Origin of the sequence: Marivita cryptomonadis, assembly GCF_002115725.1 — a bacterium.
GTDB classification, from domain to species: domain Bacteria; phylum Pseudomonadota; class Alphaproteobacteria; order Rhodobacterales; family Rhodobacteraceae; genus Marivita; species Marivita cryptomonadis.
Genome location: NZ_JFKD01000007.1, coordinates 125,502 through 138,834, shown reverse-complemented (window position 1 = coordinate 138,834; position 13,333 = coordinate 125,502). Strand labels below are relative to the sequence as shown.

The 13,333-nt window shown below is 62.0% G+C and carries 13 protein-coding genes; 7 read left to right on the top strand and 6 right to left on the bottom strand.

What is annotated here, in order from left to right; all coding sequences use genetic code 11:
• Nucleotides 1-35: 35 nt before the first annotated feature.
• Both MCRY_RS09840 and purD read right to left on the bottom strand, forming a co-directional pair.
• The gene (locus MCRY_RS09840; RefSeq protein ID WP_085629320.1) at nucleotides 36-629 is read right to left on the bottom strand and encodes a LysE/ArgO family amino acid transporter; all 594 of its coding nucleotides are present in this window, start codon (nucleotides 627-629) and stop codon (nucleotides 36-38) included.
• The gene (purD, locus tag MCRY_RS09835; protein ID WP_085629319.1) at nucleotides 630-1,892 is read right to left on the bottom strand and encodes a phosphoribosylamine--glycine ligase; all 1,263 of its coding nucleotides are present in this window, start codon (nucleotides 1,890-1,892) and stop codon (nucleotides 630-632) included. It abuts the gene before it with no gap.
• 73 nt (nucleotides 1,893-1,965) lie between these two features.
• Here purD and xseA point away from each other — a divergent pair, with 73 nt between their 5' ends.
• The 4 genes from xseA to MCRY_RS09815 all read left to right on the top strand — a co-directional run bounded on the left by xseA (nucleotide 1,966) and on the right by MCRY_RS09815 (nucleotide 7,211).
• Nucleotides 1,966-3,516: an exodeoxyribonuclease VII large subunit gene (xseA, locus tag MCRY_RS09830; protein ID WP_085629318.1), complete on the top strand. Its 1,551-nt coding sequence runs from the start codon at nucleotides 1,966-1,968 to the stop codon at nucleotides 3,514-3,516.
• Between the two features lie 137 nt (nucleotides 3,517-3,653).
• Nucleotides 3,654-4,466 (top strand): TIGR00282 family metallophosphoesterase, encoded by an 813-nt coding sequence (locus tag MCRY_RS09825; RefSeq protein WP_085629317.1) that lies wholly within the window; start codon nucleotides 3,654-3,656, stop codon nucleotides 4,464-4,466.
• Nucleotides 4,467-4,476: 10 nt separating this feature from the next.
• The gene (locus tag MCRY_RS09820) at nucleotides 4,477-5,400 is read left to right on the top strand and encodes a DMT family transporter (protein ID WP_085629316.1); all 924 of its coding nucleotides are present in this window, start codon (nucleotides 4,477-4,479) and stop codon (nucleotides 5,398-5,400) included.
• Nucleotides 5,401-5,468: 68 nt separating this feature from the next.
• The gene (locus MCRY_RS09815; RefSeq protein ID WP_085629457.1) at nucleotides 5,469-7,211 is read left to right on the top strand and encodes an SLC13 family permease; all 1,743 of its coding nucleotides are present in this window, start codon (nucleotides 5,469-5,471) and stop codon (nucleotides 7,209-7,211) included.
• Nucleotides 7,212-7,257: 46 nt separating this feature from the next.
• On the opposite strand, the gene MCRY_RS09810 is transcribed toward MCRY_RS09815, so the two are convergent.
• Entirely contained in the window at nucleotides 7,258-7,995 is a 738-nt protein-coding gene (locus tag MCRY_RS09810) for a glutamine amidotransferase (protein ID WP_085629315.1), read from the bottom strand.
• 123 nt (nucleotides 7,996-8,118) lie between these two features.
• Here MCRY_RS09810 and MCRY_RS09805 point away from each other — a divergent pair, with 123 nt between their 5' ends.
• A complete protein-coding gene (locus tag MCRY_RS09805; RefSeq protein ID WP_085629314.1) occupies nucleotides 8,119-8,868 on the top strand; it encodes a YebC/PmpR family DNA-binding transcriptional regulator in 750 nt (249 codons plus the stop codon).
• A gap of 75 nt (nucleotides 8,869-8,943) precedes the next feature.
• Here MCRY_RS09805 and MCRY_RS09800 read toward each other — a convergent pair whose 3' ends face one another.
• Together MCRY_RS09800 and MCRY_RS09795 are read right to left on the bottom strand one after the other, a co-directional pair.
• Entirely contained in the window at nucleotides 8,944-9,705 is a 762-nt protein-coding gene (locus tag MCRY_RS09800; RefSeq protein ID WP_238939447.1) for an FG-GAP repeat domain-containing protein, read from the bottom strand.
• Nucleotides 9,706-9,709: 4 nt separating this feature from the next.
• The gene (locus MCRY_RS09795; protein ID WP_085629312.1) at nucleotides 9,710-10,033 is read right to left on the bottom strand and encodes a 2Fe-2S iron-sulfur cluster-binding protein; all 324 of its coding nucleotides are present in this window, start codon (nucleotides 10,031-10,033) and stop codon (nucleotides 9,710-9,712) included.
• A 161-nt stretch (nucleotides 10,034-10,194) separates the two neighbouring features.
• Here MCRY_RS09795 and MCRY_RS09790 point away from each other — a divergent pair, with 161 nt between their 5' ends.
• Nucleotides 10,195-11,142, top strand: coding sequence for a serine hydrolase domain-containing protein (locus MCRY_RS09790; RefSeq protein WP_171046151.1), 948 nt, complete (start codon nucleotides 10,195-10,197; stop codon nucleotides 11,140-11,142).
• Here MCRY_RS09790 and MCRY_RS09785 read toward each other — a convergent pair.
• Complete coding sequence (locus MCRY_RS09785; RefSeq protein WP_085629310.1) at nucleotides 11,127-12,170, bottom strand: helix-turn-helix transcriptional regulator; 1,044 nt, start codon at nucleotides 12,168-12,170, stop codon at nucleotides 11,127-11,129. The two genes, MCRY_RS09790 and MCRY_RS09785, sit on opposite strands and share 16 nt — an antisense overlap.
• 132 nt (nucleotides 12,171-12,302) lie before the next feature.
• Here MCRY_RS09785 and MCRY_RS09780 point away from each other — a divergent pair, with 132 nt between their 5' ends.
• Nucleotides 12,303-13,313, top strand: a complete 1,011-nt coding sequence (locus MCRY_RS09780; RefSeq protein ID WP_138488097.1) for an alpha/beta hydrolase family protein — start codon at nucleotides 12,303-12,305, stop codon at nucleotides 13,311-13,313.
• Nucleotides 13,314-13,333 lie beyond the last annotated feature (20 nt).

Sequence of the window (13,333 nt, the reverse complement as noted above, 5' to 3'; positions counted from 1 at the left end):
CACGCGGACCAACCCGAGAAAGACACCGTAAGCCGCTACATCAACAGCAGCTTCACCGCGATTGCCCACATGACAATGCCGATGACCACATCCAGCACCTGCCACGCCCGTGGTTTGGCGAAAAGCGGGGCCAGAAGCCGCGCACCATAGCCCAACGCGAAGAAAAACACGAAACTGGCGGTCATCGCGCCCAGCGCGAAGTTCAACCTGTCCTCATACTGCGCCGCGACCGCGCCCAGCAAAACCACCGTGTCGAGATAGACATGCGGGTTCAGCCATGTCAGCGCGAGGCACGTCAGCAGGGCTTTGCGCAGCGATCCAGCCGCTTCGCCTGCCTGCATCGCTTGCCCGCCACGCCACGCGCTTTGGAACGTGCGCGCACCATACCAGATCAGAAACGCTGCCCCGAACAGCCGCATCGCCAGTTCAAGCCCGGGGACCGCTTGCGTCAACGCTCCAAACCCGGCCACCCCGGCAGCGATCAAAATCGCATCCGACAGGGCGCAAGTCAGACACACCGCAAACACATGGGATTTGAGCAACCCTTGCCGCAGAACAAACGCGTTCTGCGCTCCGATGGCTAGGATCAGCGAAAAGCCAAGGGCAAACCCGGCCAGTGTCGTTGTCATTTAAAGCGCCCGCCAGCCGATATCGCGGCGGCAGAACCCTTCGGGCCAGTTGACCTGATCCACCATCGCGTAAGCCCGGTCGCGGGCCTCTTGCAGGGTCGCACCCCGTGCGGTGGCGTTCAGCACGCGGCCTCCGGTTGCAGTGATCCTGCCGTCGGTCTCGGAGGTGCCTGCGTGGAACATCATCTGAAAGCTGTCTTCGGGAAGGCCGTCCAGACCACCGATCACGCTGCCTTTTTCGTAGCTGCCCGGATAGCCATTGGCCGCCAACACGACGGTCATCGCGTGGTCATCCGCCCAGTTCACCTGCGCCTCGGCCAGACGGCCTTCGGCACAGGCATGCATGAGGTCCATCGCCTGCGCACCAAGACGCATCATCAGAACCTGACATTCAGGGTCACCGAAACGAACATTGTATTCCACCAGCCGTGGCTGGCCATCTTCGATCATCAGGCCAGCATACAAGATGCCCTGATACGGCGCGCCCCGTTTGGCCATCTCGGCCATTGTCGGTTTTATGATCTCGTCCAGCGCCTTTTGCGCGATGGCGTCGGTCAGCACGGGTGCCGGCGAATAAGCCCCCATACCGCCGGTGTTGGGGCCGCTGTCGCCCTCGCCCACGCGCTTGTGGTCTTGCGCGGTGCCCATGGGCAGCACATCGGTGCCATCACACAGGACAAAGAAAGACGCCTCTTCGCCCTGCATGAATTCCTCGATCACCACTTCGGCCCCGGCGCCACCAAACGCACCGCCGAACATGTCGTCGATGGCAGCTTCGGCCTCGGCCACGGTCTCGGCAATGATCACGCCCTTGCCCGCCGCCAGACCGTCGGCTTTGACCACGATGGGTGCGCCTTGGGCGCGTACGTAAGCCTTGGCGGCTTCGGCGTCGGTGAAATGGCCGTAGGCCGCGGTCGGTGCGTTGGCCGCATCGCAGATTTCCTTGGTGAAGCTTTTGGAGGCTTCCAGCCGCGCCGCCTCGGCCGATGGGCCAAAAACCAACAAACCTGCATCGCGCAAGCGATCCGCCACACCCGCCGCCAAGGGCGCTTCAGGGCCGACAATCACAAAATCGATGCTGTTTTCTTCGGCAAAGGTGACGACCGACCCACCGTCTTCGATATCAAGCGCCGCGCAATCCGCGATCATCGCGATGCCGGCATTGCCGGGTGCCACGATCAGCTTGTCGCATTTGGGGTTCTGCATCACGGCCCAAGCCAGCGCATGTTCGCGCCCGCCACTTCCAAGGATGAGAATGTTCATGGCGCACGCTCCGTCTTCACCTTCGGTTGCGCGCGTTCTAGGGTCAGGCCGAGATAAGCGCAAGCGAGGCCACATGTCCGATCTGATCGACGATCCGCGTCCGGGGCAGAACATGCCCGAATACACCGTGTCCGAAGTGTCTGGCGCGGTGAAGAAGACGCTGGAAGACCAGTTCGGCCGCATCCGCGTGCGTGGCGAGGTGGGGCGCGTCTTCACCGCACGCTCAGGGCATTTGTATTACGACGTCAAGGACGACCGCTCGGTTCTGGCTTGCACCACGTGGAAAGGGCAGGTTTCGCAGCTCTCGGTGGTGCCGGAAGAAGGGCTGGAGGTGATCGTCACCGGACGCATGACGGCGTTTGGGGGGCAATCAAAGTACAACCTCAATGTCGATGAAGTGACCGTCGCGGGCGAAGGCGCGCTGATGGCGATGCTGGAAAAGCGCAAAAAGGCACTGGCGGCGGAAGGCTTGTTCGATCCGGCCCGCAAGAAGGAACTGCCCTACCTGCCCGATATCATCGGCGTCATCACCTCGCCCTCGGGCGCGGTGATCCGGGACATTCTGCACCGCCTACGCGACCGCTTTCCGCGAAAGGTGCTGGTGTGGCCGGTGGCGGTTCAAGGTGCCGCCTGTGCGCCCGAGGTGGCCCACGCCATCGCAGGCTTTAACGCATTGTCGCCGGGCGGTGCCCTGCCCCGTCCTGACCTGCTGATCGTCGCACGCGGCGGCGGCAGTATCGAAGACCTTTGGGGCTTCAACGAAGAGATCGTCGCGCGGGCAGCGGCAGCCTCGGACATTCCTTTGATTTCAGCGGTAGGACACGAGACCGACACGACGCTGATCGACTACGTGTCCGACCAGCGGGCACCGACCCCTACTGCAGCCGCGGAAATCGCCGTGCCGGTGCGACTCGAACTTCTGGGCTGGGTGGGCGACAGCCAAGCCCGCATGACCCGCGCGGTTTCGCAGCGGATGCAGACCCGCGACCAGCGCCTGCGCGATCTGGCCCGCGCTTTGCCCCGACCCGAAAACCTGTTGTCGGGCCCAACCCAGCGGCTGGACCTGATGTCCGACCGTTTGCCAAGGGCGCTGACGCGGTCCGTGGATCTGCGGCGCGGGCGGCTGATCGAATCGGCAGCCTCTTTGCGCCCGTCGCTTTTGTCGCGCGCCTTGGCCGAACAGCGCCGCAGGTTCGACCAAAGCGCAACCCGGCTCGCGCCGGGTCTGTCCCGCGTGGTCGAGACCAAGCGCGAGTCATTGGCGCGCCGCGCCGACCGGCTGACGCTGAAACCGATCGAACGCGATCTGGCGGTCAAGCAGGACCAGCTGGAAGCGCTGACCCGGCGGCTGTCGAACGCAGGTCAGGCGCAGGTGAAGGATTGGCGATCACGCCTGACGGCTTTGGACCGGCTGCGCGAAACCTTGGGGTATAAGGAAACGCTCAAGCGCGGCTATGCAGTGGTGCGCGGTGACGGCGCAGTGGTGACGACACAGAAAGCCGCACAAGCGGCAACCGCGCTTGAGATCGAATTTGCCGATGGTCGCATGACAGTTGGTGCGGCAGGCGCAAAACCCGTGACCAAATCCAAACCAAAGCCACCCGAACAAGGCTCACTCTTCTGAACGACGCGGCAAAGCGATTACGAAATCGCTTGAAAGTCCATTCGAATGGGCCTTTTTCAAAGCGTTTCGAAACGCTTTGACATGCACATCCGGTTTGCCTCTTTGCTTTCCAGCATCGTCGCTCTAATCCTCTGGGCATGAGAACACTCTTTCTTGGCGATATCATGGGCCGTGCGGGCCGCACCGCAATCACCGAGCGGCTGCCCGCCCTGCGCGACCGTCTCAAAGTCGATTTTTGCGTTGTGAACGGCGAAAACGCATCCAGTGGCGTTGGCCTGTCCGGCCCTCATGCCGAGGCTTTGCTGAAATCCGGGGTCGATTGTCTCACGTTGGGCGATCACGCGTTCGACCAGAAGGACATGCTCTCTTATATCGAAAACGAACCGCGTATTCTCCGTCCGTTGAACTTTGCAAAGGTTGCCCCCGGTCGCGGCCACCGACTGTTCACCGATGCCCGTGGGCGAAAGATCCTCGTCCTGCAAGTGCTGGGTCAGGTGTTCATGAAACGCGCCTTCGATGATCCCTTCTCGGCGGTCGATGCGATACTGCGTGCGCATCCTTTGGGAGGACAGGCGCAAATGATCCTCGTGGATGTGCATTGCGAAGCGACATCCGAAAAGATGGGCATGGGCCACTTTTGCGATGGCCGCGCAAGCCTTGTCGTCGGCACTCACACCCATGTGCCCACCGGGGATGCACAGGTTCTGCCGGGCGGAACCGGCTACCTGACCGATGCCGGCATGTGCGGCGACTACAATTCGGTGATTGGCATGGAAAAAGCCGAGCCGATGCGCCGCTTCGTGACCGGCATGAGCAAGGGCCGCTTCCAGCCCGCCTTGGGCGAAGCCACACTGTCTGGCGTGTTGGTCGAAACCGACGACCGTACAGGAAAAGCCACCGCGATCCACATGATCCGCGACGGCGGACGGCTTCAGGCCAGCGCACCGTGAGACCCAAATCGTGACACGCGCCCTGCCGCTGATCGTCTTGATTATTGCAGGTGCTGCCTGGGGGGCGACGCAGCCGCTGGCCAAGACCGCCGTCAGCGAAGGCTACCGCCATTTCGGCATCTTGTTCTGGCAAATGGGGATCGGCGCGGTTGTGCTTGGCCTGATCTGCATCCTGCGCGGCACAGGCATGCGGTTCACGCGACGTGATATGACGCTGTATCTGGTGCTGGCTCTGATCGGGTCCGTATTGCCCGGCATTGCCTCGTATTCGGCGGCGATTCATTTGCCCTCTGGCGTGCTGTCGATCCTTCTGAGCTCCATCCCGATGATCGCCTTTCCCATCGCATTGCTGTTCGGGCTGGAGCGGTTCCGCTGGCGCAGACTGGCTGGGCTGAGTCTCGGCTTCACGGGCATCTGCCTGCTGATCCTGCCCGAAGCCAGCCTACCTGCCTCGGTTCCGGTGATCTGGGTCTTCATCGCGCTGATCTCGTCGTTCTTTTATGCGATGGAAAGCAGCGTGGTGGCACGCTGGGGGTTGGGCGGGCTGGACCCTGTGCAAACGCTCTGTGGGGCCTCGCTGGTCGGCACGTTGATCACCCTGCCGCTGGCGCTTGCAACCGGGCAGTTCATTGACCCGCGCGGACCGTGGGGCGCGCCAGATGCCGCCATCGTCGGCTCGTCCTTGCTGCACGCGGGGGCCTATGTCGCCTATGTCTGGCTGGTCGGACGTGCAGGCCCGGTTTTCACAGTGCAGATCAGCTATTTCGTGACCCTCTTTGGGGTGACTTGGGCGATGATCTTCCTCAACGAAAGCTACTCGCCCTATTTCTGGGCGGCGCTTGCTGTGATGCTGGCCGGTCTGGCGCTGGTACAACCCCGACCGAAAGCGGTGCTTGTTCCCGCGGCCCAGCCCGGTCACACTGAACCCTCCTGACACTTCGCAATGAAGGACGCACCGACGTGCTCACCGCGCTGATCGATCTGGACCAGACCACACAGGCCATGCTTGCCCTTGGCACCGTCGTGGTCATGTTCGCGCTTTTCGTCCGCGAAACCTATCCGACCGAAGTGGTCGCCATCGGCGGTGTGGCATTCCTCTTGGCCACGGGCGTGCTGCCCTACAACGACGCGCTTGCAGTGTTGTCAAACCCCGCACCTTGGACCATTGCAGCAATGTTTCTGGTGATGGGGGCCTTGGTGCGCACCGGAGCACTGGCTGCCTTCACAACTGCGGCGCAATCGGCGGTTCAGAAAAGTCCGAAACGCGCTATGGCGGGGATCATCGGCGTTGTCATCGTGGCTTCGGCTTTTATGAACAACACCCCCGTTGTGGTGGTCATGCTGCCGCTCTTTGTGCAACTGGCGAAAACGCTGGGCGTTGCGCCGTCGAAACTGCTGATCCCACTCAGTTACGCCGCCATCCTCGGCGGCACGCTGACGCTGATCGGCACCTCCACAAACCTGCTGGTGGATGGCGTCGCCCGCGCGCAAGGGCTTGAGCCGTTTTCCATCTTCGAAGTCACGCCTCTTGCCGTGGTGCTGATCGCGTGGGGCATGTTCTATCTCTGGGTCTTCGGGAGGTTCCTGCTGCCAGAACGCACCAGCATGGCGGCGATGCTGTCGGATCGGTCAAAGATGAAGTTCTTCACCGAGGCCGTCATCCCCCCCGACAGCAACCTGATCGGACGCGAAGTGCAGGGCGTGCAGCTTTTCAAACGCGACGGGGTGCGCCTGATCGACGTGATCCGGGGCGACGCCTCGCTCCGGCGCAATCTGGATGACGTGACGCTTCAGGTCGGTGACCGTGTGGTGCTGCGCACCCAGATGACCGAACTGCTGAGCCTGCAACGCAACAAAGAACTGCGCCGGGTGGATCAGGTCTCGGCGGTGGAGACCACCACGGTCGAAGTGTTGATCACCCCGGTTTGCAAGATGGTCGGACGCCGTCTGGGCGCGATGCGTCTGCGGCGGCGCTACGGCGTTTACCCGATGGCGGTGCACCGGCGGAACCAGAATATCGGGCGGCAACTGGATGATCTGGTGGTGCGCGTTGGCGACACGCTGCTGCTCGAAGGTGCGCCCGAGGATATCCAGCGGATGGCGGAGGAACTCAACCTCGTGGACGTGGCCAAACCTTCGGCCCGCGCCTATCGGCGCAGCCACGCCCCCATCGCCATCGCGGCACTGGCGGGGCTGGTCCTGCTGGCGGCGTTTGGCGTGGCGCCGATCCTTGCACTGGCGATCATTGCGGTCGCGGTGGTGCTTTTGACGAAATGTGTGGATTCGGACGAGGCTTTTTCCTTTGTCGAAGGCCAACTGCTCGCGTTGATCTTCGCCATGCTGGCCATCGGTGCCGCCCTAGAAGCCTCGGGCGCGGTCACGCTGATCGTCGAGGGCCTCGCGCCTTACATGATGAACCTGCCACCCTGGGCCATCGTCTGGGCGATCTACCTGCTCACCAGCCTGCTCACGGAATTGATCAGCAACAACGCGGTGGCCGTGGTCGTGACACCCATCGCCATCGGGCTGGCGCAGGCGTTGGGGATCGACCCCCGCCCGCTGGTGGTGGCGGTCATGGTGGCAGCCTCCTGCGCCTTTGCCACACCCATCGGCTACCAGACCAACACGCTGGTCTACGGCCCGGGGGGCTATTCCTTTGCGGATTTCCTGAAAGTCGGCGTGCCGCTGAACCTGACCGTCGGGATGCTGGCTTCGGCACTGATCCCGCTGATCTGGCCGCTCTAGGGCGTCCGATGCGTCGACGCATCGGGCGTTTCCGTCAACGGAAACGTCACCCGCCGTAGCGCGCCACGAAGCGACGCAGGATTTCGACCGGCACCGTCACGTCGCTCGCGTGGCACATGGCGATCAGATCATCGGCAGTTTCGGGTGGGAAATACCCCTTGTGGCTGTAAATACGGATGCGCTCTTCGAACACGCCCGCATCCGCCTCAGGGTGGAACTGGGTGGCGTAGACGTTTTGCCCGTAGCGGATCATCTGGTAGGGGCACGGGTCCGACGCCAGAAGATGGACACACCCCTCGGGCAGGTCCTGCACTGCTTCCTTGTGACCCACAAAGGCATCAAACGCCCCCGGCAACCCGGCCACCAGCGGATCCACCGCGCCCTCAACCGTCACCCGGCAGGTCACCGGCCCGACCGGTTCGCCATAACGACGTTTGGACACTTCGCTGCCCAGATGATGGCCCAGAATACCGATGCCGTAACAGCAGCCCATGAAGGGCACATCCCGCGCCGTGATCTCGGGCATGAGGGACAGGATCTCGGCCTCGATCCGCGCCTCGACCGGGTCCTTGGTGGCGGGATCGTCGGACACGCAGCCCGGCCCGCCCCCGACAATCACGCCGGCATAATCAGCCAGCTGCAGCCCCTCCGGCAGCGGCTCGCGGTCCAGACAAACGCGATGCACCTGCACCTCGGTCAAGCCACCTTTTTCAAGAAAGGCGGCGTATTCGCCATCGCTGGCCTCGGCCTCGGGGCGCAATTGCAGAATGAGAAACGGTTTCATACCATCCTCATACCCAACCCGACCCAGAGCGCAAATCCCGAAAACGCAACTTGTTCCCGCCCCGTCTTCTGCGCTAAAGACGCGCAAACCCCTCGACATTCGACAATCAAGGACACAGACATCATGGCCGGCCATTCCAAATGGGCAAACATCCAGCACCGCAAGGGCCGTCAGGACAAGATGCGCGCCAAGCTGTTTTCAAAGTTCTCCAAGGAAATCACCGTCGCCGCCAAAATGGGCGATCCCGATCCTGACAAGAACCCGCGCCTGCGCCTGGCGATCAAGGAAGCCAAGTCCAACTCCATGCCTAAGGACAACATCGAACGCGCCATCAAAAAGGCCTCCGGTGGCGAGGGCGAGGATTACGAAGAAATCCGGTATGAGGGTTACGGTCCGAACGGGGTGGCCGTCATCGTCGAGGCGATGACCGACAACCGCAACCGCACCGCGTCGAATGTCCGCTCCACCTTCACCAAGAACGGCGGCAATCTTGGCGAAACCGGCTCCGTGGGCTTTATGTTCGACCGCAAGGGTGAAATCACGTACGCCGCCAGCGTGGGCGACGCGGATACGGTGATGATGGCCGCGATCGAAGCAGGGGCCGAGGACGTCGAAAGCACCGAAGACGGCCATTTGATCTGGTGCGCCGACACCGATCTGAACGAGGTTGCCACAGCGCTTGAGGCCGAATTGGGTGAATCCGACTCGACCAAGCTGGTGTGGAAACCGACCACCACCACCGAGCTGGATCTCGACGCCATGCAATCGCTGATGAAGCTGGTGGATGCGCTGGAAGACGATGATGACGTGCAGCGCGTCACGACCAATTTTGAAGCTTCTGACGAGGTCATGGCCCAGCTGGAAGAGGCCTGAGCGCCAAGGGCGTTCGAACGCCCTTGGCTGCATTTCCGAAAATGCAGGAAAGCGCCTTCGAAGGCGCTTTTTTCGTCAGCAGCCCAGAGCTCTTTCCAAAGCGTCGGCGGTGTAATCGCCAAGCTGACGACGGCTCAGGGATGTCCCATCGAAAGTGACTGTCACGATCGACGACCAGCCCGCGTCTGCAAGCACCATCTCGGGCCCCTGCCCACAATCTCGTAAACCGCCCGCGATATAATCCCAGCCGATCCGGTGGTTGGAGACCCCCTCCAGCGTCGCCACTTCGGTCAATGCGACATGCCCGGCACGCAGCGGCTCGTAGCGCCAAACTCGCAGCACCTTGGCCAGATGCGGGCGGTCGACATAGGCCAGTTCGACCAGACCATCCCCGTCAAGATCAGCAACAGCCACAGGTGCCAACCAGCGAAACCGGGTGCCGATAAAGGGTGTCGCAGCCTTGGTGGCCAAATTGCCCCCGTCAGTCAGCCCCCAGATCGCAAGCCGTGCGCCTTGGCTCTCGTGGCTTTCGACCACGACCACTTCGGGTGCACCGTCGCCATCCACATCCACGACGCGAGGGGCCAGATCTTCGAACACAATGTCCCGCGCCCAGCGCGCGGATATCTCGCGCCCGTCACTCAGTCGGACAAGCAGGGTGTCATATTCGATGTCATCACCCAACACGCCATGGGGATAGCGTGTGGTCGGCCCGTCATACCGCGCCGACACGATCTCTTGCGCCGCGGCCTGCGACGTTGTCACAAGCGCCAACGCCAAACCCGCGCCAAGGGCGGTCCTGCCCCACACGCGCATCCGGTGACGCGGCGTTCGCATCGGCTCAGATCTGCTTTTCGGGCATCTGTACGACAAGGCCGTCCAGCGCATCGGTCACCTTGAGCTGGCAAGTCAGGCGCGACCGCTCGGGATTTGGCTCATAGGCGAAATCGAGCATGTCTTCTTCCATGTCTTCCTTCGGCGGCAATTTGCCCACCCAGTCGGGATGCACATAGACGTGACAGGTCGAGCAGGCGCACGCGCCGCCACAATCCGCCTCGATGCCCGGAATGCCGTTGTCGCGTGCACCTTCCATCACGGTCAAACCGTTGGCCACGTCCACGACATGCTCTGTGCCGCCATGCTCAATATAGGTGATTTTTGCCATTACAGCGCTCTCCGTCTCAGAAATCGTGTCATACCTAGTCTGGCTGGATCGAACCCGCCAGCCCCTTTCGACCTCAAATCACCGTGCGGACTTTACCCGCGTCGCATCTCGTGCGTTCATGGCGCTTCGGGATGGTTCTTTGCGCGCAGGATGGGCACAGCATGTATGGGGCAGGACAGTTGATATGCCGGGCCGTGATCTGTGTGGCGCTGGCTGGACCCGCCCATGCGTCGGACAGCCCAAGCGTCCGCTACCTTGACGGACCGGAAGGTATAAATGTCACGGCCGCGGCCGCCACAGCCGATGCGTCCTTTGCCATCGCCTCGGTTGGAAAAACCATGACATCCGTGGCCGTATTGCGACAGCTCGCCCACGGCGATCTGCAACTCGACGATCCTGCGGTCGACTGGTTTGCGCCCGACATCGTGGACGGATTCCAAGGGCTCGAGGGCGTTACCCTGCGCCACCTTCTGACCATGACCTCGGGCCTGCCGGACTATTACACCGATGCATATATGGAGGACGTGCTGGACGACTCCGACCTGCAAACCCCGACAACTGCGCTCAGCTACGCCTTTGACGACGAGCCACTCTTCGCGCCCGGCAGAGGGTTCGATTATTCCAACACCAATTACGTGCTGCTTGGCCTCATTCTGGAACAGGTCACCGGCCTGACCTATGCCCAAGCCCTGCAACGCGAGGTGTTCAACCCCGCAGGTATGACGGACAGCTATGTTTTCGGCAGTCGCCCCCTACCCAACAGCTTTGTGGACACACCCCATGACGTGCGCGCCTATTACAATGGCGCGGGCTTTGGCGATGGCGGCGTGATCGCAACGGCACAGGACGTGGCACGCTTTTATCAAGCGTTGTTTATCCAACAGACCCTCTTGTCCCCTGACTTACTCTCCATCATGACCCAAGACCCGATGAACGAAGGTTACGGCATGGGGATCGAAATCGATGGCCCCATCGTCGGGCATTCGGGCGGCGATCTGGGCTTTTCCTCGGACGTGCGCCTCCACCGTGCTTCGGGCACAATCGCGGTCATGGTGATTGCCGAGGAAGACGCCGACACAAGTTGGACCGACGATCAGATGCCGGACTGACCCGCCTTGGATGCATCGCGATAGGCGGCAGGGGTCATACCGAAACGACGCTGGAATTCGCGATAGAAATTCGACCGGGTCAGGAAACCAGATTGGTCCAACACCTCGGCCACGCTGCCATCCCCTTCGGCCAGCAGGGCGGCAGCATGATCAAGCCGGAAATCATTGACGTATTGCGACACGTTCATACCCCTGGTCTGATTGATCGCCAGCGACAGCGCACGGGACGGAACGGTCAGACGCTTGGCCAACCGATCCACCGTCAATTCGGTATCGAGATATAGCTTGCTCTCAAGCAAGACCTGCCGGGCGCGTGCCTCCAAGGCGGCCCCGTCCCCATCCGGGGATGTTTTGACAACCGTGACCTGCGAAGTCATCCGCCCACCGCCCTTGGACACCGCGACAATCACAGCGATCAGCCCAAGCGCCATGACCACGGCCCCAGCCGAGATCACCGCCATCGCGTCCCGGCTGCGTTGCGCCGCAAAGCTGAGCGCGATCACCGTGTCCGCCAGTGCAAAGATCACCAACAGCCCTGCCCCCGCCAGCATCCACCGCCGCAGAACAACGGCGTTTTCAATGCGCGCATGGGACAAATGGTTCACCCCGCGCGACCACATCCAAAGCAACCCGCCAGCATAGACCACGTAGCTGACCCCAACGATCAAATCGAGGTCCAGAAGATCGGCAAACACCCATGGGGCCACTGCCAGCAGCGCCACCGCAGTCCCCAAATGCCACAGCGCCAAACCAGCGATGCTGTCACGTGTGACACTTGCAAAACCCAACCACAAAAGCGGACCCGCAAAAAGCGGCAACGCCCGCTGCACCGGAACCAACCGGTCCACCCCATAGCCAAAGCGCAAGCCCACCATGAATGACCCAAGCGCCAGCACCAGAAAGAACGCCGCAAAGAATCGCGTAGCCGCCACACGGCCCAGATCAGCCCGCAGAACCAGCCCTGCCGCCACCGCCGACAACAGGAATGTGAGCATAGGCACCGGGAAAACCGCCAGATCGGGCTGCATATCCTGTCCTCTTTTGTGTGTCCCCTGTCCTCTAACATGATCAAGGACAGCCGGAAGGGGGGCAAGCCATTGTTTTGCAACGGTCCCACGGTGATGTCTGCCCCATCACACACCCCCATGATGGAGACCGACATGACCTTGAAACCCACCCTCACCGCACTGCTGTTCAGCGCCAGCGCGCTTGCCGCACAGGACAGCGCGACCGGGATGCAACAGTTGATGATCCTCGACACCCAAGACACGCGCCATCTCGAAGGGTTCCTGTGGTATCCCGCGCAGGCCAACACCACGGTGCAGGCTCATGGCAATGCCGTGTGGGAACCGATCAACGTGGCCCCTGATGCGCCAGCGCTTTCGGGTCAGTTCCCACTTGTGGTGTTATCTCACGGCATGTTCGGCAATGCCCGCAATCAGGCATGGCTCGCGGAACGGCTGGTGGCCCAAGGCTATGCGGTGGCGGCCATCGACCATCCCGGCACCTCGACCTTTCAGCGTGACTTGGATCACCAGCGCGAACTTTGGAACCGGCCAAAAGACATCTCGCGGCTGATCGACCACCTGTCTGCCGATCCGCGTATCGACGCAGGGCATATTTATATGGCCGGTCATTCACTGGGCGGGTTCACTGCAGTTGCATTGGCAGGTGGACGCTACGACCCGGACGGGTTTGACGCGTTCTGCGCCGCCATGCCTGACGATCTGGTTTGTGGTATCTTCGACCGCTGGAACGTCGCCAAATCGCCAGACGACCGGATCGCTATGGCCCAAGACCTGTCTGATGACCGCATCCGCGCATTCGCGGTGTTCGATCTGGGCGGCACGCAGACCTTTGCGGCAAAAAGCCTTGGGGCCATCGACAGCCCGGTGCTGGTCTATGGTGCGCCAGTTGATCTTGAGGGGCTGAACCTCGACATCGAAAGCCGCGCCTTGGTTGCCGCTCTGCCTTCGGCGCTGACCACCTATTACGAACCTGACAGCCTCGCGCATTTCGACTTCTTAGGCGTCTGCACCGAGAACGGACTGGTCATCCTGAAGGACGAAGAACCCGACGATGCCTTCGTCTGCGCCGAGGGCCGCGAGGCCCGGCGGGCCGAGCACGCCCAGATCGCGAGCGACGTGTCGGCGTTCTTTGCGCAGCACTAAGACATCGCGCCAACGGAAAA